At 60.1% G+C, this 18,772-nt stretch carries 22 protein-coding genes and 1 riboswitch; of the genes, 8 read left to right on the top strand and 14 right to left on the bottom strand.

Features of this window, described 5'->3' with window-relative positions; translation table 11 throughout:
• The 14 genes from pduP to pduA are packed head-to-tail and all read right to left on the bottom strand — an operon-like array spanning position 1 to position 10,774.
• On the bottom strand, positions 1-1,389 hold the full coding sequence (pduP, locus tag BHE81_RS14265) for a CoA-acylating propionaldehyde dehydrogenase PduP (protein ID WP_021440665.1): 1,389 nt from the start codon (positions 1,387-1,389) through the stop codon (positions 1-3).
• Positions 1,386-2,402, bottom strand: a complete 1,017-nt coding sequence (gene pduO / locus BHE81_RS14260; RefSeq protein WP_004211864.1) for a two-domain cob(I)yrinic acid a,c-diamide adenosyltransferase PduO — start codon at positions 2,400-2,402, stop codon at positions 1,386-1,388. The genes pduP and pduO overlap by 4 nt, the downstream gene beginning before the upstream one ends.
• A 10-nt stretch (positions 2,403-2,412) precedes the next feature.
• Positions 2,413-2,688 carry a EutN/CcmL family microcompartment protein gene (locus tag BHE81_RS14255; RefSeq protein ID WP_021440664.1) on the bottom strand — a complete coding sequence of 92 codons (276 nt, stop codon included), beginning with the start codon at positions 2,686-2,688 and terminating at the stop codon, positions 2,413-2,415.
• Positions 2,689-2,691: 3 nt separating this feature from the next.
• Positions 2,692-3,183: a microcompartment protein PduM gene (gene pduM / locus BHE81_RS14250; protein WP_023301519.1), complete on the bottom strand. Its 492-nt coding sequence runs from the start codon at positions 3,181-3,183 to the stop codon at positions 2,692-2,694.
• Entirely contained in the window at positions 3,180-3,812 is a 633-nt protein-coding gene (locus BHE81_RS14245) for a phosphate propanoyltransferase (protein WP_002915810.1), read from the bottom strand. The genes pduM and BHE81_RS14245 overlap by 4 nt, the downstream gene beginning before the upstream one ends.
• Entirely contained in the window at positions 3,812-4,258 is a 447-nt protein-coding gene (locus BHE81_RS14240; protein ID WP_002915808.1) for a BMC domain-containing protein, read from the bottom strand. The genes BHE81_RS14245 and BHE81_RS14240 overlap by 1 nt, the downstream gene beginning before the upstream one ends.
• Positions 4,259-4,279: 21 nt before the next feature.
• Positions 4,280-4,555: a propanediol utilization microcompartment protein PduJ gene (pduJ, locus tag BHE81_RS14235; protein ID WP_002915806.1), complete on the bottom strand. Its 276-nt coding sequence runs from the start codon at positions 4,553-4,555 to the stop codon at positions 4,280-4,282.
• An 18-nt stretch (positions 4,556-4,573) separates the two neighbouring features.
• On the bottom strand, positions 4,574-4,924 hold the full coding sequence (locus BHE81_RS14230) for a glycerol dehydratase reactivase beta/small subunit family protein (RefSeq protein WP_004900279.1): 351 nt from the start codon (positions 4,922-4,924) through the stop codon (positions 4,574-4,576).
• Positions 4,914-6,746: a diol dehydratase reactivase subunit alpha gene (locus tag BHE81_RS14225; protein WP_004174565.1), complete on the bottom strand. Its 1,833-nt coding sequence runs from the start codon at positions 6,744-6,746 to the stop codon at positions 4,914-4,916. Before BHE81_RS14225 ends, BHE81_RS14230 begins: the two co-directional genes overlap by 11 nt.
• Before the next feature lie 12 nt (positions 6,747-6,758).
• Positions 6,759-7,283 (bottom strand): propanediol dehydratase small subunit PduE, encoded by a 525-nt coding sequence (gene pduE, locus BHE81_RS14220; protein ID WP_021440661.1) that lies wholly within the window; start codon positions 7,281-7,283, stop codon positions 6,759-6,761.
• A gap of 14 nt (positions 7,284-7,297) precedes the next feature.
• Complete coding sequence (pduD, locus tag BHE81_RS14215) at positions 7,298-7,987, bottom strand: propanediol dehydratase medium subunit PduD (protein ID WP_008806302.1); 690 nt, start codon at positions 7,985-7,987, stop codon at positions 7,298-7,300.
• Positions 7,988-7,997: 10 nt separating this feature from the next.
• Positions 7,998-9,662 carry a propanediol dehydratase large subunit PduC gene (gene pduC, locus BHE81_RS14210; RefSeq protein WP_002915744.1) on the bottom strand — a complete coding sequence of 555 codons (1,665 nt, stop codon included), beginning with the start codon at positions 9,660-9,662 and terminating at the stop codon, positions 7,998-8,000.
• Positions 9,663-9,680: 18 nt separating this feature from the next.
• Positions 9,681-10,493: a propanediol utilization microcompartment protein PduB gene (gene pduB / locus BHE81_RS14205; RefSeq protein WP_002915739.1), complete on the bottom strand. Its 813-nt coding sequence runs from the start codon at positions 10,491-10,493 to the stop codon at positions 9,681-9,683.
• Entirely contained in the window at positions 10,490-10,774 is a 285-nt protein-coding gene (gene pduA / locus BHE81_RS14200) for a propanediol utilization microcompartment protein PduA (protein ID WP_002915737.1), read from the bottom strand. Before pduA ends, pduB begins: the two co-directional genes overlap by 4 nt.
• 524 nt (positions 10,775-11,298) lie before the next feature.
• Here pduA and pduF point away from each other — a divergent pair.
• From pduF to cbiT, 8 genes are all read left to right on the top strand, one after another.
• Complete coding sequence (pduF, locus tag BHE81_RS14195) at positions 11,299-12,108, top strand: propanediol diffusion facilitator PduF (protein ID WP_002915732.1); 810 nt, start codon at positions 11,299-11,301, stop codon at positions 12,106-12,108.
• A gap of 203 nt (positions 12,109-12,311) precedes the next feature.
• Entirely contained in the window at positions 12,312-13,223 is a 912-nt protein-coding gene (gene pocR / locus BHE81_RS14190) for a transcriptional regulator PocR (RefSeq protein ID WP_004181164.1), read from the top strand.
• Positions 13,224-13,504: 281 nt separating this feature from the next.
• A riboswitch (cobalamin riboswitch) is annotated at positions 13,505-13,683 on the top strand.
• Between the two features lie 92 nt (positions 13,684-13,775).
• On the top strand, positions 13,776-15,152 hold the full coding sequence (locus BHE81_RS14185) for a cobyrinate a,c-diamide synthase (RefSeq protein WP_004185466.1): 1,377 nt from the start codon (positions 13,776-13,778) through the stop codon (positions 15,150-15,152).
• A complete protein-coding gene (gene cbiB, locus BHE81_RS14180; RefSeq protein WP_023301520.1) occupies positions 15,149-16,108 on the top strand; it encodes an adenosylcobinamide-phosphate synthase CbiB in 960 nt (319 codons plus the stop codon). Before BHE81_RS14185 ends, cbiB begins: the two co-directional genes overlap by 4 nt.
• 10 nt (positions 16,109-16,118) lie before the next feature.
• A complete protein-coding gene (locus BHE81_RS14175) occupies positions 16,119-16,754 on the top strand; it encodes a cobalt-precorrin-8 methylmutase (RefSeq protein WP_002915711.1) in 636 nt (211 codons plus the stop codon).
• Entirely contained in the window at positions 16,751-17,890 is a 1,140-nt protein-coding gene (gene cbiD, locus BHE81_RS14170) for a cobalt-precorrin-5B (C(1))-methyltransferase CbiD (RefSeq protein ID WP_023285514.1), read from the top strand. Before BHE81_RS14175 ends, cbiD begins: the two co-directional genes overlap by 4 nt.
• Entirely contained in the window at positions 17,884-18,489 is a 606-nt protein-coding gene (locus BHE81_RS14165; protein ID WP_004174583.1) for a cobalt-precorrin-7 (C(5))-methyltransferase, read from the top strand. Before cbiD ends, BHE81_RS14165 begins: the two co-directional genes overlap by 7 nt.
• Positions 18,479-18,772, top strand: a 294-nt coding sequence (gene cbiT, locus BHE81_RS28785) for a precorrin-6Y C5,15-methyltransferase (decarboxylating) subunit CbiT (RefSeq protein ID WP_219531402.1), incomplete at its 3' end; no start/stop codon positions are given. The genes BHE81_RS14165 and cbiT, both read left to right, overlap by 11 nt.

Genomic DNA, 18,772 nt, shown 5'->3' with positions numbered 1-18,772 from the left:
TTAGCGAATGGAAAAACCGTTGGTCAACACGCAGCGCCGCAGGCGGGCGAACGTCCGCGCGGAGGTGGTGCCTTCTCCGGTTGGCGTGGCGATGGTGAAGGTGGTAAACCCTTCGCCGCCGACGCCGATTCCCGCGTAAGACGGGCCATTTTTGACAAAAATGGAGGTCTGCAGCGTGCGTGCCGCCAGATTGAGCCGCGAAACATTCTGCGAGTGCATAATGGCGGTGTGGTGCAGACCCTCCTCAACGCGCAGGGCCAGCGCCAGGGCGCTGTCAAAGTCGGCGACCCTGACGATCGGCAGCACCGGCATCAGCTGCTCGCAGGTCACCCAGGGGTCGTTCGCCTCCACCTCGGCTATCAGCAGGCGAGGGGGGCGAGGCGGAACGGCGAGACCCGCCGCCGCCAGCAGCGCAGCCGGGCTTTTACCGACCAGTTTTTTATTCGCCGCGCCGTCGGGCAGGCAGACGGCACGCAGGGTATCGGCCTCCTGTCGGCTCAACAGCAGCGCGTCAAAATCCTGCATCTGCTGGATCAGGCGGTCAGCGACGGAGGCGACGACGATCAGGCTTTTTTCGGCGATACAGGGCAGGTTGTAATCGAAGGCGGCGCCGCTGATGATATCTTCGGCGGCTTTGACGAGATCGGCGGTTTCATCAACGATGCACGGCGGATTGCCGGCGCCAGCGCCGATCACTTTTTTACCGCTTTTCATGCCCATCGCCACAATGCCAGGGCCGCCGGTGATAGCCAGAACGGCAATCAGCGGGTGGGACATCATTTGCTGGGTGGCTTCAAAGGTCGGCTCGGCAACGGTCACCACCAGGTTACGGATCCCGCTACAGCGGTAGGCGATCTCTTCGATCCTGGCGATAAGCTTCAACGAGACCTTTTTCGCGCCGGGATGGGGGCTGAAATAGACGCTGTTACCCGCCGCCAGCATGCTGATACTGTTGTTGATAATGGTTTCCGTTGGGTTGGTGCTGGGCGCCACGGCGCCAATAACCCCGAACGGCGAGTACTCAAACAGCACCATCCCGCCATCGCCGGTGAGGGCGCTGGTAGTGAGATCCTCTATGCCCGGCGTGTTTTCAAGAGCGGCTTTATTTTTCAGATATTTATCTTCTTTGTTGCCCATGCCGGTTTCCATGGCGCTCTCTTCCGCCAACGTCGCCAGCTCGGGGGCCAGCGTCTCCCGCAGGGCGCTGATAATGGCGCTGCGGGTTTTTAGCGGACACTGCTGATAGCGGAGAAAAGCCTGATGAGCGGCGTCGATGGCGCTGCCGACATCGCAGAAAATGCCCTGCTCTTGCTGAGGGGCAGGGGGCGTCGGCGCGAGCTTTTCACTGAGGATGGTGCGGATAAGGGTTTCCAGTTCTGCTGTATTCATTGATGAGTTCTCACGTTAATGGCCGCCATGGCAGCCTGTGCAATAGCCATATCCTGCTCGACGCTGCCGCCGCTAATGCCGAGGCCGGCTATTAGCTGGCCATCGCGCCACAGCGGATATCCGCCGCCAAAGGTGACAACTTTGCCCTGCAGATGGCTCTCCAGACCGTACAGCGCAGCGCCTGGCTGTACGGTCGTCGCGAGCTCGTGGGTGGCGGTTTTCATGGCGACGGCGGTCCAGGCTTTTTTCGGCGCCAGCTCGCTGCTGACCAGCAGCGCATCGGGCATTCGCCAGGTCACGGTTTCGGTGCCGTGTGCGTCAACGATGCTGATCACCACCGGCACCTGCAGCTGGCGGGCGTGTTCAATGGCCTGACGGATGAGCTGATGCAGCTCGTGAAAGGAGAGCGACCCGGCCTGGGCTTTGGGCGCGTCGGGCGCAGGCGACCTGCTGGCGGCCAGATATCGGGTCGCGATCTCCGTCACAAGGCGGCGCTGGTGAGCGGCATGATCCTCGCTGCGCGCCAGGGCATACAGGCAGTCAGATAAGCGGTTCAGATAACGCAGCAGTATCTGACGGATAGTAACCTCTGCCGCCAGCTCGACCAGCCGGCGCTCCGCCCGTCTGGCAACGGTGCGGGCCAGGTGCAGACGGCTGGCGGCTTCACAGCGTCCGGGCAATACAAACTGGTGCAGCGCCGGCACGCGGGCCATCTCGCGATCGATGGTCTGCTCCAGCAGGGCAATCTCTTCGCTGCTGATATAGCGCTTACCCGGTGATGGCTGTTCGCTGTCGCTGGCGAGCTCCGCGCTGAACCAAAAAATGTGCTGCTGCAGGGCTTCGAGCAGGGTGCGCTGTTCCTCTTCAGCGACGGCGCAGACGCACAGGCTCAGCATGGCGTTCAGTTCATCCAGGGTGCCGTAGGCTTCGACGCGCGGATGCGTCTTGCTGACCCGCTGGCCGGTAAAGAGTGATGTACTGCCGGCATCGCCGGTTCGGGTATAGATAGCCACAGGCGCCCCCTTAGCGTGAAAGTGAGTCAACAATGCCCACGATGGCAAGATCGATGGCCTCATTCGGGCCGCTGAAAACGTGGCGTGCGCTCGAGCCGCTGCAGAGCAGCACCAGCTCGCCGACGCCAGCGCCAACCGAATCTACCGCCACTTCATCGCCGCTCGTGGGGAGAATCGGACGATCATCGTCCGCGCTTACCCGGCGCACCAGCAGCAGTTTTTTGCCGTTCAGAGAGGGCGATTTTTGCGTCGAGACGACGGCGCCGGTCACGCGTGCCAGATGCATAGTTCACTCCTGCTTAATCAATTGAACATGCCGCGCGACGGCCGCTTCGCGGGCGAGGGCGGTGATAATGGGGCGGCGGCGCAGCACCAGATAGCCGCCACTGAAACGGGCTACGTCGGCATAGGTGAGCACCGACGCGGCGTGAAGCCTGACGGGCTGGCCAAGCGGATCGCTGAACGTCAGCGGCAAGCGGGCGAGTTTTTTTACCGCCAGCGCGGGGAGCAGGGCGGGAAGCAGCGTTAGCTGTACCCGAACGCCCCAGGCCATCGCCTCATGCAGTGCGCAACCGGCTGCCGCCAGCGCACGCTGGCCGGCAAGCTGCTCCAGCAGCGGTAAATCCACCTGCACGATGCGCAGCGAAGCGTGCTGGCACAGCAGGTTGCGGATATCCGCTTCGCCGAGTTGGGCCACGCTGAGCGTGGCCGTGCTGAGGGCGCGATGGCGCAGACGGGCGGCGACCTCTTCGACGATACGCTGCAGCATCGCGTGGTTCATGGCTTCGTCACCAGCGTTGCCCAGGCTTGCGCAGCGTCAGCGCCTGCCGCATTGGCCTCGTCAGTATCGATGTGCATCTCAAGACGCATATCCGGGGCAACGCGGACCGCCACGTTGTCGAAGATAAGCCGCCTGTCGCTGCCTTCGATCGCCACCGCGACGCTATCGCCATGGGAGACGCGCAGGATCAACGCATCAAGTGGCGACATATGAATATGTCGCTGGGCAACAATCGTCCCGCCGCTCAACTCCAGTTCGGCAAAGGGGCTTATCAGGCGGATCCCCGGCGTGCCCTGCAGATTGCCGGACATGCGCAGCGGCGCGGCGATACCGAGGATGCGGGCGTCGGTGCGTGAGATTTCCACCTGGCTGGTCTGGCGCAAAGGGCCGAGCAGGCGCACGTTGTTTAATCGCCCTTTGGGGCCAACCAGGGTCACCGTCTGCTCTGCAGCATATTGTCCCGGCTGCAGCAGCGCTTTTTTCGGCTGGATGGGCTGCGCGGGAAAAAGCCTGGCATAGTCAGCCGCCGCTAAATGGATATGGCGACTGGAGATACCGATTGGAATGGGACGCTGGCGCATCTCATCCAGCACTTTGTTGACTGTCGAAGCCAGCTGTTGTTTATCCATTACGCGTCACCTCGTTTACCGGCGTGCAGGCACTGCGAGCGGGGATCGCCTTTTTGTCGTGGGCAGTGTGGGTCCAGGCACAGGTTGCAGGTCACCCGCTCCGTAGAGTGGGAGGGGGCGTCTGTGAGGGCCGTGTTCTCCTCCGTCACGGCGACGTCAGGCGCTGGTGAAGGCGCCTGGACGCGGGCCGGCAGCAGGCCTTCCCCGGGCCTGGCGATAACCTTCTGCGCTACCAGCCCCTGCTGCCGTTCGGCGAGTTCGGCCCCGGTCATCACCGCCGCCTGGACAGAGGCCACATCACCGGCGATCTTCACCACCATCCAGCCGGAACCGTTGGTCTTTTCCAGGGCGAGCAGCGTGATGGCGGCCGCTTTCGCCATAGCGTCGGCGCAGGTGATGGCCAGGGCCAGACCGCTGACCTCAAGTAATCCCAGTGATTGCTTCACGCGGTGCTCCTTTTTTGAGGGTCAGACGGATTTCGGCAGAATGGCCTCAACATCGCTATGCGGGCGCGGGATCACATGGCTGGACTTGACCTCGCCGACCACGCTGGCCGCCGCGCTGCCGGCGTCAACGGCGGCTTTGACCGCGCCGACGTCTCCGCGGACCATCACGGTAATCAGCCCGGAGCCAATTTTTTCGTAACCAATCAACTGCACGTTGGCGGATTTCACCATTGCATCAGCGGCTTCAATGGCGCCAACCAGGCCTTTCGTTTCAACCAGTCCTAGTGCGTTATTCATACTGCGTTCTCCTGTGGATTAAGCATGGCGATCCCGAAATGGGATCCCTTTGACGAGACGAGCCGCATTGTTGCCAGTGTTTCGCCGGGCCAGCCTGTTCTGGTGATACATCAGCGAAAACAGCGGAGTTGATGCGGGTAAATTTTTGTAGTGCACGATGAGCCGTTCCCGGTCGCAGGCGATGCCTACCTGCAGCGGCGAACGCTGCGCCGCCTGCCAGGCGTGATGAACAAGATCGCCGCCGGTCTGCGGCTGCAGAACAAAAGGAATGCCTTCCTCTTCAATGCCCAGCAGGACATCGCGCCACTGTTCGCTGCATTCGTCAGTGACGGCAATGACGATGGCGGGGGCGACTACGCTACTCTCCATGTGTGCCTCCTTTTTGCCAGGAAAGGAGTAATCCGCTGGCGACCGCATTGCGTGGGCCTTCACAGCCGCGGATGTTGCCGCGCCCGGCAACCAGCCGGTAGTGCGCCAGCGCGTCGGTGACCAGCTGGGGGATCTCGAAATCGAGGGACGAGCCGCCCACCAGCACCACGAACGGGATGTCGCGAATGTTGCCGGTAGGGCTCACCTGGCGTAACGCTCGCAGGGCGTTGGTGACAAAGACGCGTGATTTGGCGCTACGGCGAATGGCGCGCACTTTCTCCAGCGGCAGATCGCCGGGCAGGGGAACCAGTTCATCCGGTTTCACCACGCAGACGCGGGCAAATACCGTCGGTGGTAAGGCCGACGGAAAAAACTGGACGCTGCCGTCTTCATGACGCAGATGAAACAGGCTTTCGACTTTTGCCAGCGGATATTTTTTGATCTCTTCCGCCAGGTAGCGGTCCTCAAGCCCCAGCTCGCGGGCGATGATCATCGTGACCATATCGCCGGCGCCGGCCAGGTGAGTGGCGCTGATCTCTCCCTGCGCATTGATAATGGAGGCGTCGGTCGACCCGGCGCCCAGATCGAGGATCGCCAGCGGGCGCGTGGTGCCGGGAGTGGTGAGCGCCCCAAGAATGGCCGCCTCCGCTTCGGCGCCGCCCACCTGAACCGCAATCTGCAGTTTGTGCTCAATTTCACGGGCGATGAGGGCCATCTGCAGGCGATCCGACTTGACCATCGAGGCGATACCCACCGCCTGCTCCAGCGAGAACTCCCCCGCAAGACCGCCGGTCACGCTGACTGGCACCGCCGTATCAACGGCCAGCAGATCCTGAATGCGGATCTCCTGAGCTGGCTTATTGGTAAGCTCCGCCATGGTCTGGCGCACGTGCTCTAGCATGCCGCCGATATTGGTGCCCGCTTCTCCCGCGACGTTGTCCAGTTTGCCGCAGCCGTCAACCGCTTTCATGATGGCTTCCGCCCCGGCGGCCACATCAACCTGTACGCTGCGCCCCTGAGCGATGAGCAACAGATTACCTGCCGGAATAGCGCGGGCCTTGACGTCGCCGGAGGGGGTTTTCACCACCACGGCCGAGCGGTTGCCAATCAGCGCCCGTGCCATTGGCACGATATTTTTGGTCTCCTCGGCGTTGAGATCGAAAACGGTCGCAATACCGTAAGGGTTGGAGAGCGTTTCGATGATCTTACCGGGTAAAGCGACCTCGACGGCCGCCAGCATGCCAAGTGGAATCCGGTCGATATGCTGAACTTCGTCGATCACCGGTAGCGGTTGCTGTAGCCGGTTATTGACCAGCACGCCGTCATCCTGCTGCAAAATAATGCCGGTTATCTGATAGCCCGCTGCCGTTGCCGCATTGACCATCGCGGCGACATCGGCAAAGTCAAAGGCCGAGGAGACCACCAGAATATAGGGAGTGTCCGCGGAGCAGGACAGCAGCGCCTCTGGTGTGATGGTGATGCCGACCCCCAGTCCGACGCCGCCGGGTGTCTTCGGGTTATGGCCGATCATGGTGGACTCGGTGATGATGGTTTCCGTGATGGTTTCCATCGCCACATCGCCAATGACCGGCGTGGCTTCGTTAATGCGAATAAGCGAAATATCGCTGAGCTGAATGCCGGCCGCTTTTGCCGCCTGCGTTAGCGCCTCCTGGATACCGAACACATTTCGTAATGTGCCTTTTATACCCGTGGTTTCAGCCAACGCGCTGTGGCGAATGTTCAGCACACCTGCGTCATCGACCGTCGCCAGGGCGACTTCTGTCGAGGAGTTGCCAATATCAATGCCAGCGATATAGCGCATGCTTACCCCCTGTTAATCGTCGCCTTTCAGCTTCTTACGCTCGATGTACAGCCCGGCCGCTTCCCGAACAAAGGCGGCACAGAGTCGTGCCTGGTAGCGATGCTCGAGGTCATCAGCGATCGCCAGTAGCTCCGCCTGGGTGGAACGGTATGGGCGCAGGGCGTTGTAGATCTCAAGGATTCGGTCGTCGGGAACCGCGGTGAGCTCTGCGGCCCGCTCAAAGTTCATCGCCAGCCGATCGCGTCCGGCATCCTGGGCGATCGCCGCCTGCATACGCAGCGTTTCCGGAGTGATGCGCATGTCCTGCGCCGTAACGCGATCGCTTAATACGTTCTCCAGCGTCAGGTCATCGAGCGTTTTATTGGTAGCGGTTTTGACCCACTCCGGATGGCAGGTCGCTAACGGGTAGTCGCTAACTTTTGGCTGGCGAACGGTGTCGTTTGTCGGCGCGGCTGGCGCGGGCGTTACCCCGTCCTGTAGGCTGTTCATCCGGCTCAGCACGTCGCGTACCATGGATTCAATTGCGTCGGTATTCATCGGGATATCCTTTGTTAAAGCGCCACGCGCAGTTCCTGCGGGTTTTTGCCCGTCACCACGTATTTGGTCTCTTTAATGTGCAAAATGGCCGACTTCGCCTGGTATTTGGGACGAGCCATCTGATCGTTAAGCGTCGGCACCGGCTGCGGCGACTCGCGTTTGGCGTAGCGCGCGGCGTTTTTGCCAATCTGACGGTAGGTTTCCAGCGTTAGCAGCGGCGCCTGCGGGAAGAGTTCCAGATTGGAAAGCGGCGGCAGGCCGCGCTGGTGGATGACGGTGGTGCCTTTCGACTGAATACCGATCGAGATGCCGGAGCCGCTCAGGCGGTTGCCTTCCACTGCCACGAAGGCGACGTCAGATGACTTAAAGCAGCGGATCACCCGGGCTTTGATGCCTTCTTCCTCAATGCCGGCGATCACTTCGCGCAGAATATTTTTATGCGGAATGCCGACGATATTGGCGGTTTGCGCCAGACCAAACGCTGGCCCGACGGCAATAATGACTTCATCCTGCTGCGTGCCGGGTTTGGCTTCGCCGATTTCCGTCAGGAAGCTGTCGCCGGACACAGGCGCAACGGCGACCGGCGCGGCAGAGGCGACAGAAGCCGCAGGCGCGCTAAAGGAGACCGGCTTATCTGCGCCTGATTTCATCTCCGACAGCACCTCTTCGATAATCTGGCGCAGCAGCGTTTCGTTAATTTCCATTTTTCACCCCTTAGCCAAGTTCATTGGGATCGAGCGCGCCCGGGATATTTTTAATCTCTTCCCAGCGCTCGCCTTGCAGGCGGTAGCCTGTTGCCGGACCGGCATAATCGTTCACGTCATTCACGGCCGAGAGCACCTGGCCCTCGCCAACAATGATGGCGGAGGTATGCAGGTAGTCGCCGGTGAGCTTGGCTTTCTGAATATTGAGCATGTCCTGGGCGACATCGGGGAAGCCGCCTTTCGCCAGGGCTTTCACCACCTCCAGGCCGTTGCGGTTCTTGTTGATGATCTCCTGAGCAAACTTGATGTCCTCGACGATATTGCGCTCAGGCATATCTTTTGAACCGTGGGCGTAGGTAGCGGCTTCTACCTCTTCATCCGTAATAGGCGGCAAACCCATGCCGGCAAATACCGCCTGCAGCGCGCGGGCGGCTTTGTTGCGAATGGCGATCACGTCCTCTTCACGCACTGGCCGCAGGCCGCCATCGACCTTCAGGTCGCGCTGGATCACGTTGTAGTCATCGAAGTCTTCGGCATCTTCGTTGGAACCGGCGAACATGTTGTCGTAGTTCGGCACCGCCGAGTAACCGGAGGAGATAAAGTCGGTACCTGGCAGGAACTGCATCAGCAGACGCGCGGTACGCCGCATATCCGAGTGGGTAAAGGTTTGATCGTTGCTGGAGGCGCACTCCAGATCCAGCGCTGAGCAGATCAGGTTTTCCGCCAGTACGGCGCGGATCCCGGACGGCACGGCGGACGGCACGCCGATACAGCTGACGGAGCCATTCTGCAGGCCTTGCACCCCGGCGGCTTTGGTGATGTAGATGCAGCGCGCTTCGAGATAAAGCATCGATTTGCCTTCGGCATAGCCCATCTGTACTTCAGAACCGGAACCGGAGGTAAAGCGCATTTTCAGGCCGCGCGAGGCGTAGGAGGAGGCGAGGAAGCCTTTCGACCATGGAGTGTCATCGCCATCGGTAAACACCGGTTCCGTACCGTATACCGAAATGGTTTCGGCATAGCAGGTGTGGCCCAGCATGCCCAGTTTCAGCTCGGTGGCTTCTTCCAGCGAACACTGGGTGAGGACGCCGGGGCGGCCAACCTGTGAACCCACCAGCAGGGCGATGGCGTTGAACGGCGCGTAGCGCGCCACGGCGACGGTGGTCTCCTGCTCGTCAAAGCCGCGCCATGCGCCTTCAGCGGCGTCGGCGGCAATCTGTACCGGATTGTCTTTGATATTAGTGACATGCGCCTGCTGGGACGGCGTGCGGCGGGCGCGCATTTTTTGCATCGCCATCATCATCTCGACCACGTTCATATGCGACACCACTTCCACGATTTTCGCCGGGGTCATCGCGGTAGTGAGCGGCACGATGTCGCTGCGTTTAACGTTCGGGTCGCAGAGCATGTTGGCGAGCTTAACCGAATCCATGGCCATCACTTCTTCGGCCCGGGCGAGATTAATGCCGTAGCGCGCGATAAAGTGGTCAATCAGGTCGAACTGCTCAACCGGTTTACCGTCGAGTTCGGTCACCGCGCCGTTGACGATGCGGATAGAAGGTTTGGGATCGTTAGGGCTTTCCATCGCGATAAAGCCCTCTTCAATCCACTCCTTAACGAAACCATCCTGATTCACAGGGCGTTTCGCCAGTGCTTCAAATCTTTTCGATCTCATGAATCAGCCTCGCGGGTATTAAATGTAGGAGGGGCGATCGTTTTTCGGTTCGGCGCCCAGCGTCGCCAGTACGGTTTTGCCGATTTCCCGGGCGGAGATCACCGCCTGGCGCACCGCGCCAGAGTCGCCGGAAATCACCAGAATGGCTTCGTTGCTGAAACTGGTGCCGTGGGCCGGTGAGCTGTAAGCCACCACCTCGACGTTGGCTGATTTCAGCGCGGTATCGGCCATCAGCACGCCAACGGACGCCGGGGCGCCGACGATAATGCCGCAGGCGCGGCCCAGTGGGGCGCCGAACGCTTTTTCCAGGGCATAACTGGCGCGCGCGGTATACTGCAGCTCAATATGACCCGCTTCGTTGCCGTAGACATCGCCGAAGGTACGGTCCAGCTCTTTCAGCGCGACCTCAATCCCGCGTTTGACGTCGGAAACATCATTCCCGCCCAGCACAATCAGCGAGCCATGGCCGGCGCCGCCTTTGGTGTCGCGAGGAAGCTCAATGCTGACCACTTCGGTGTTGGTGGCTTTGACCGCTTCATCGGCGGCCATGATGTGCGGCCCGGCGCCGGTGCGGGCGCCGAGGATGCCGATAGAGCGATAGCGTTTTTCGAGCTTCATCGCCTCCAGCAACGCGGCATCCACGTTGGCGATGACCAGCCCGAGGGTGTCGCCAATGGCGGTCCCGACAAATTCCGTTAAGCTGCAGCTTTTCTCTGCCATAGCCGTCTCTCCTGTGGGATGGGGGGTATCGGGAAGCGCCTGCTGCTCTGGCGTCGCTACACGGGCTATGACTTGCGCCATGATCTGTTCAACCAGCTCATTGCTGCTCATTGGCTATTCCCCTTCGGTAAGATTTTTTCAACATCGGTATGGGGGCGGGGAATGACGTGTACGGCTTTCACTTCGCCCACGTGGCGGGCTGCGGCGGCACCGGCGTCGGTGGCGGCTTTAACTGCCCCCACGTCGCCACGCACGATGACGGTCACCAGGCCTGAACCGATCCTTTCATAGCCAACTAATAAAACGTTGGCCGACTTAACCATTGCGTCAGCGGCCTCTATGGCTGCGGTTAAGCCTTTGGTTTCTACCATTCCTAATGCTTCTTGTTGCATAAAGACCTCGCAGGATATGTGCCAGTGAGGGAACTATATGGCGGAGCGGCGAAAAAGAATGGCTGAGTTGATGGTGGAGAGCGAAAAAATAGTGGTTTTTATATAATATAAAATGGATTTATTTTATTTTATATCGTTGTTTTTATTTGATTTTATTGTTTGTATAAATGTGATTATATTGCAATTCACGCTCCGTATTTACATTTTAAGAGGTGATTTTTTAAATTGTTTTTGCTATGCGATATTTTGCGTGATGTGATATTTGTTGGAAAATAAGCACTGCGCTTTCGCAATTTTTTATCATTTAGTTGGAAATTAAAATACCTCCTGAACGCCCGCCATTGCTGCATGGATTCGCGAACAAATAGCAATAAATTATTCTTCTTCGGCGACTTTACGCCGCCCGATTTCCGCAGGATGCCAACACTTTGCCGCTGCCGGTTTCTATAGTGGGCCTCGCCGTACCCAACGAGCCAGCGGATGGTTGGCTGGCCTGGACACGAACTTCGTCACGAGGTGTCACAATGAATGGTTCTTTACGCGCGCAATGTATCGCCGAGTTTTTAGGCACCGGGCTGTTTCTGTTTTTTGGTATCTGCTGCCTGAGCGCCCTGAAACTGACCGGCGCCAGCCTGGGGCTGTGGGAGATCTGTATTATCTGGGGACTGGGTATTTCTCTGGCGGTGTACCTGACCGCCGGCATTTCGGGGGGACATCTGAACCCCGCGGTCACCGTCGCCCTGTGGCTGTTTGCCTGCTTCCCGGGCAGAAAAGTGGTGCCCTATATCGTGGCTCAGGTCGCCGGCGCGTTTGGCGGCGCCGTGCTGGCCTGGATACTTTACAGCACCCTGTTTACGCAATTTGAAACGGTGCATCATATGGTGCGCGGCAGCCTGGAAAGCCTGCAGCTGGCCAGTATATTCAGTACCTACCCGGCGCCTGAGCTCAGCATCTGGCATGCGGCGCTGGTGGAGGTGGTGATCACCTCGATGCTGATGGGGATGATCATGGCGCTCACCGATGATGGCAACGGCGTACCCAAGGGCCCACTGGCGCCGCTGTTGATTGGCATTCTGGTGGCGGTGATCGGCGCCTCGACCGGGCCGCTTACCGGCTTCGCGATGAATCCGGCACGCGATTTTGGCCCGAAATTGTTCACCTGGTTCGCCGGGTGGGGCAATATCGCCATGACCGGGGGAAGAGATATTCCCTATTTTATCGTGCCCATTATCGCACCGTTGTTAGGGGCCTGCCTCGGCGCCGCAATTTATCGTTTTCTTATCGCCAATAATCTGCCCTGTCATACCTGCGTGGAGGAAGAAAATACGCGTTAGCGTCATAAGGGGAATGTATCTGTGAAATAGCCAGGCTAATTTCATGAACCGATATCACGAACCGCTCAAAAAGTCTCCCCGGGTTGGGAGACTTTTGTTATTGTCAATGCACTTTTTTATCGTCGATGGGATCTGATGCTAAAAAAGGTAAATATGAAAAATATGTTTTATTTATAACAAAAAATTAACTGAGGGGTTTTATCATGATTTCTGCGAGTACCTTGAACTCAGAACTCATCAATAAAATCGCACAGGATTTTGCGCAAGCCACCAGTCTGGCGGTTGTGGTCGTCAATATTCACGGTGATGAGATTTCTGAATTGTTTAATTTCACGCCGTTTTGCCAGCTGATGCGTCAGCACCCGGAGCACAGCGGACGCTGTCGCATGAGCGACCGCTGCGGCGGGCTGGAAGCCTCGAAAAAAGACCAGCTGTGTATCTACCGCTGTCATGCGGGGTTAACCGATTTTTCCATCCCGCTGGTGATCGCCGGCCACCTGGTCGGTTTCGTGCTGTGCGGGCAGGTGCGTCTGAGCAATGATGTTGAACTGGTTGATATCTTGAACGTCGATGACCGCTGGCAGGACGATCCGGCGCTGGTCCAGGCGTTTCGCGATGTGCCGGAGATGGACTATTCGCGGGTTATCGCTTCGGCGGATCTGCTGAAGCTGATCGTCGAGAATTGCCTGAAAAAACAGCTCAACTTTGTGGTTATCAAAGATAACCCGTCGCAGAACGACCCGGCGCAGGCCAGCCGGGCGCCCTCGCCGCACGATGGCAAAATGAAGAAGGCGCTGCGCTATATCGACGCGCATCTCTCCGATGAGCTGCGTCTGGAGGATGTGGCGGCGCATGTCTATCTCAGCCCGTACTACTTCAGCAAACTGTTTAAAAAGTATCAGGGGATCGGTTTTAACGCCTGGGTCAATCAGCAGCGGATGGCGAGCGCAAAAGAGCTGCTATGCCACAGCGACTGGAGCATCGCCAGCATCGCGCGGAATTTAGGTTTTTCGCAAACCAGCTATTTTTGCAAAGTGTTTCGCCAGACCTATCAGGTAACGCCGCAGGCATTTCGTCAGCAAATTAATGCCGGATCACAAACTGAGTCTTTTTAAATGACAATATTTTGCTATTGCCGATTTTTGATATCCCCGAGTATCTTCATCAATATAAAATGAAAAAAACGACAGTAGAGCAATAAATTGTCATAGCGCAACAAAATAGTGATATTCGAGGGATAAACTACACCAGTTTTTATTTTTGTGATGAGATAGAGTGTCCGTTAATACGAGACAGCTGATTATCACAACACCGCTTTCCTTCACTGACGTCATTGTGACGAGTGATGAAACGGTAAAAGAAAACATAAAGTAATACCCGTCGATGCAGGGCGCATCGGCGAAACAAACCGACAGGTTCGACACCAGTTTGGTGTCAGGGAAGGGGGTGTAAATCCCCCGCAGCCCCCGCTGCTGTGATGCTGACGACCCCGCAAAAACCACTGATCGAAAGATTGGGAAGGGCGGGCGAGAACGAGGCTAAGCCAGAAGACCTGCCTGCCGGTAACTGACCAACAACTTCGGTGGGAAGTGGGTGGCTTAGCGGTGCGTGGTCGCAGGACCAGGCATGCGCGTAGCTATACCCTGACCGCCAGAACAGGACAGGGTATGGCAACCAGGCGTGCGTTCATTCTTGCGGGTACCGGCAGCGGTTGTGGCAAAACCACCGTTACGCTCGGCCTGCTCAGCTTGCTCCAACAGCGCGGTATGCGGGTGCAACCCTGTAAAGTAGGGCCTGACTACCTGGATACCGCCTGGCACACCGCCATCAGCGGCATCGCTTCCCGCAATCTCGACAGCTTTATGCTTCCCGCCCCGATACTCAACGCGCTGTTTACCGAACAGCTACAGCAGGCCGACATCGCGGTTATCGAAGGGGTGATGGGCCTGTATGACGGCTACGGCACCGACCCTAACTACTGCAGCAGCGCGGCAATGGCTAAGCAGCTTGGCTGCCCGGTGATTTTGCTGGTGGATGGCAAAGCGGTGTCGACCTCCATCGCCGCCACGGTGATGGGTTTTCAACATTTTGATCCGGCTCTCGACATCGCTGGCGTTATCGTCAATCGGGTCAACAGCGACGCGCACTTCCAGCTGCTGAAAAGCGCCATTGAGCGCTACTGTCGGGTGCCAGTGCTCGGCTATGTGCCGCGCGTGGAAGGCGTGGCGCTGCCCGAACGACATCTGGGACTGGTGACCGCCCGCGAGTCGGTGGTCAATCAGCAGGCATGGCGGGATTTTGCCAGCCTGCTGGGGCGCACCCTCGACATAGACCGGCTGCTGGCCCTCAGCGAACTGGCCGCCATGCCGATCGGCGAGTGGGGAGAACAGCTTGCCGCCGATGCCGGCGAAGGACTGACGCTGGCCCTCGCCGACGATGAGGCCTTCAATTTTTATTACCCCGATAACCTGGCGCTGCTGGCGCGCTGCGGCGTGAAGATGGTGCGCTTTAGTCCACTGCGCGATCGCCAACTGCCGGCCTGCCAGATGATCTGGCTCGGCGGCGGCTATCCGGAGCTGCATGCGGCCGGGCTATCCGCTAACCACGAGATGCTAACACAGCTTCGCGCGGCGCACCGGCGCGGGGTGGCGATCTACGCCGAGTGCGGCGGCCTGATGTATCTGGGCACGACCCTGGAAGTCACCAGCGGCGAGCGCTACACGATGGCGGATATTATTCCCGGACACAGCCGAATGGGGACGCGTCTGACCCGGTTCGGCTACTGCGAAGCGCAGGCGCAGCAGCAGACGCTGCTGGCAGCCCCTGGCGAGTGGCTGCGCGGCCATGAATTTCATTACTCCGATTTTTCTCCCGCCACCCCCGCCGTACTGGCCTGCCGTAAACAGCGAGACGGTAAGACGCTCCAGCAGTGGCAGGGAGGATGGCAGTCCGGCAGCGCCTTTGCCAGCTATCTCCATGTCCATTTTGCCCAGCGTCCCACCATGCTCAACCACTGGTTGCGGGCAGCAAGGAGGGCGCTATGACCCTTCTCGCCTGGTGTGTAGCCTGGATACTTGATGTCGTCATTGGCGATCCGCCGCACTGGCCGCATCCGGTGCGCTGGATAGGTCGCCTGATCGCCGTCAGCCAGCGTGTAGTGCGACGCGTCTGCCATAGCGACCGGGCGCTGCGCATCGGCGGCGGGGTGATGTGGCTGGTGGTGATCGGCCTGACATGGGGCGTGGCCTGGGGCGTACTGGCGCTGGCGCACGGGATCCACCCCTGGCTTGGATGGCTGGTGGAAGTGTGGATGATCTTCACCGCGCTGGCGGGACGCTGTCTGGCACAGTCGGCGATGGCGGTGGCCCGGCCGCTGCAGGCCGGAGATCTCGCCGAAAGCCGGCATAAGCTCTCCTGGATTGTCGGGCGCGATACCTCTCAGCTCCAGCCAGCGCAGATCAACCGTGCGGTGGTGGAGACCGTGGCGGAGAACACGGTGGATGGCATTATCGCGCCGCTCTTTTTCCTGCTCCTCGGCGGCGCGCCGCTGGCCATGGCCTATAAAGCGGTCAACACCCTCGATTCCATGGTCGGCTATAAACACGAAAAATACCGGGCGATCGGCATGGTCAGCGCTCGTCTTGATGATGTAGCCAACTTCCTTCCCGCCCGGCTGAGCTGGCTGTTGCTCAGCCTTGCCGCGGTGCTATGCCGGGAAGATGGCGCCCGGGCGCTGCGTACGGGCTGGCGCGATCGCTATCAGCACAGCAGTCCTAACTGCGCCTGGCCGGAAGCGACCGTCGCCGGCGCGCTGGGGATCCGCCTTGGCGGCCCGAACGATTACTTCGGCCAGCGCGTTGAAAAGCCCTGGATAGGCGACGCCGTCCGCGACATCGCGGTGGACGATATTACCCGAACCATTCGATTAATGTGGGTGGCGTCAAGCCTGGCGCTGGCGCTGTTTATCGGCGTGCGCTACTGGCTGGTCGGCGCGGCCTGAGGAGAACCTGATGCAGTACATCCAACAACCGCAGGCGATCGAGGCGAAAAGCTTCGACATCATCAGCGAGATCATCGCCGAAACGCGACCGGACTACCGTTTCGCCAGCCCGCTGCACGAGGCGATTATCAAGCGGGTGATCCACACCACCGCTGACTTCGACTGGCTGGATATTCTGTGGTTTTCTCCGGATGCCCTGATCGCGCTGAGTGAGGCCTTGAGCCGGCCCTGCACGCTGTATACCGATACCACCATGGCGCTGTCCGGGATCAACAAAACCCTGCTGGCCCGCTTTGGCGGCGAATGCCGCTGCTATATCAGCGACCCGCGGGTGGTGCGCGAGGCGCAAAGCCGGGGGATGACCCGCTCGATGGCGGCGGTGGATATTGCGGTGCAGGAGCCCGGGGAGAAAGTGTTCGTCTTCGGCAATGCGCCAACCGCGCTGTTTCGCCTGCTGGAACATCGCGAGACCGCCATCGGCGGCGTGGTGGGGGTGCCGGTCGGGTTCGTCGGCGCGGCGGAGTCGAAAGCGGCGCTCAGCGAGAGCGGCCTGCCGGCCATCGCCGCGCTCGGCCGCAAAGGGGGAAGCAACGTGGCGGCAGCGATTGTGAACGCTCTGCTTTACCACCTGCGGGAGGCGCAATGAGCGATCAGACCTTTGACGCCCCGGTGTGGCATCACGGCAAAGCGCTGCGCAAGGGCTACACCACCGGCTCCTGCGCCACAGCGGCGGCAAAAGTGGCGGCGCTGATGGTGATGCGCCAGCATCTGATTCATCAGGTCTCGATCGTCACCCCCTCCGGCGTCACCCTGTGCCTGAACGTTGAGTCCCCGCACGTCGAAGGGCAGCAGGCGGTCGCCGCGATCCGTAAAGACGGCGGCGATGATGTCGACGCCACCCACGGCATGCTGATTTTTGCCCGGGTCACCCTCAATGACAGCGGAGAGATTAGCCTGCAGGGCGGGGAGGGCATCGGCACGGTGACCCGCAAAGGGATCGGCCTGCCGACAGGCAGCCCGGCGATAAACCGCACTCCGCGGCACACCATCGAGACCGCCGTGCGCGAAGCGATAGGTCCTACCCGCGGCGCGCAGGTGGAGATTTTTGCCCCGGAAGGCGCGCTTCGCGCGCAAAAAACCTATAACGCCCGGCTGGGGATCCTCGGCGGCATCTCGATTATCGGCACCACGGGGATCGTTACCCCTATGTCGGAAGAGAGCTGGAAGCGCTCGCTCTCCCTCGAGCTGGAGATAAAACGCGCCGCCGGGCTGGAGCGCGTGGTGCTGGTGCCGGGCAACCACGGTGAGCGCTTTGTCCGCGAGCAGATGGGCATCGACCCGCAGATGGTGGTCACCATGAGCAACTTCGTCGGCTACATGATTGAAGAGGCGGTCCGGCTCGGTTTCCGCCAGATTGTGCTCATCGGCCATCCCGGCAAACTGATCAAAATCGCCGCCGGGATCTTTCATACCCACAGCCATATCGCCGATGCGCGGATGGAAACCCTCGTCGCTCATCTGGCGCTGCTTGGCGCGCCGCTGCCGCTGCTGACGCTGGTCAGCGAGTGCGACACCACCGAAGCGGCAATGGAGCATATCGACGCCTGGGGATTCCAGCGCCTCTATAACCATCTGGCTGAGCGAATCTGCCAGCGTGTTCTTGAGATGTTGCGCTTCACTCAGCAACCGCCCACCTGCGACGCGGTTCTGTTTTCTTTTGATAACCAGGTACTGGGCAGCAGCCGTCCGCTGGCGGCGATTGCCCGGGAGCTGACATGTTGACGGTCGTGGGAATGGGCCCGGCGGGGCTGCAGTGGCTGATCCCGGCCGCGCGCGAGGCAATCGCCGCCGCCGAGGCGCTGGTGGGCGGCAGCCGTCATCTCCAACAGTTTCCCGACTTCGCCGGCGAGCGCTTCGCGCTGGGGGCCGATATGCCGGCGCTGCTGGCGTGGATTGAGGCCCGTACCGGGCGCCGCGTCGTGGTGCTGGCCTCTGGCGACCCGCTGTTCTATGGCATTGGCACCCGGCTGATTGCCCATTTTGGCCGGGAACGAGTGCAGGTGATCCCCGGCATCAGCGCGGTGCAGTACCTCTGCGCCAGGGCGGGCATCGACATGAACGATATGTGGCTGACCAGCAGCCATGGCCGGGCGGTGAGCTTCGATGCGCTGGCCGCCCACCGGAAAGTCGCCATGGTGACCGACGGCCGCTGCGGACCGCGGGAGATAGCCGCCCAGCTGATGGCCCGCGGCAAAGGCCATCGCTGGATGGTGATAGGCGAGAACCTGGCGATGGAAAACGAGCGGATCCACTGGCTGCCGGTCAGCGCCGTGGAGGACGAATATGAGATGAATGCGGTGGTGATCCTCGATGAAAGATGAGCTGTTTTTGCGCGGCGCCCAGGTGCCGATGACCAAAGAGGCCGTGCGCGCGCTGGCGCTGGCGAAGCTGGAGCTGCACCGGGCGCGCCATCTGATTGATATCGGCGCGGGCACCGGCAGCGTCAGCATTGAGGCTGCTCTACAGAACCCGGCGCTGCGGGTGACGGCGATTGAGCGTCAGGCCGACGCGCTGCGCCTGCTGGCGGAGAACCGGCAGCGCTTTGGCTGCGACAACATCGCTATCGTGGCGGGCGTTGCGCCGCTGGCGGTCGCCGACAAAGCC

It is taken from the genome of Klebsiella sp. AqSCr (genome assembly GCF_008452795.1).
Taxonomy (GTDB): Bacteria; Pseudomonadota; Gammaproteobacteria; order Enterobacterales; family Enterobacteriaceae; genus Klebsiella; species Klebsiella pneumoniae.
The sequence above is the reverse complement of the archived record's forward strand: the minus strand, read 5'-3'. Positions and strand labels throughout refer to the sequence as shown.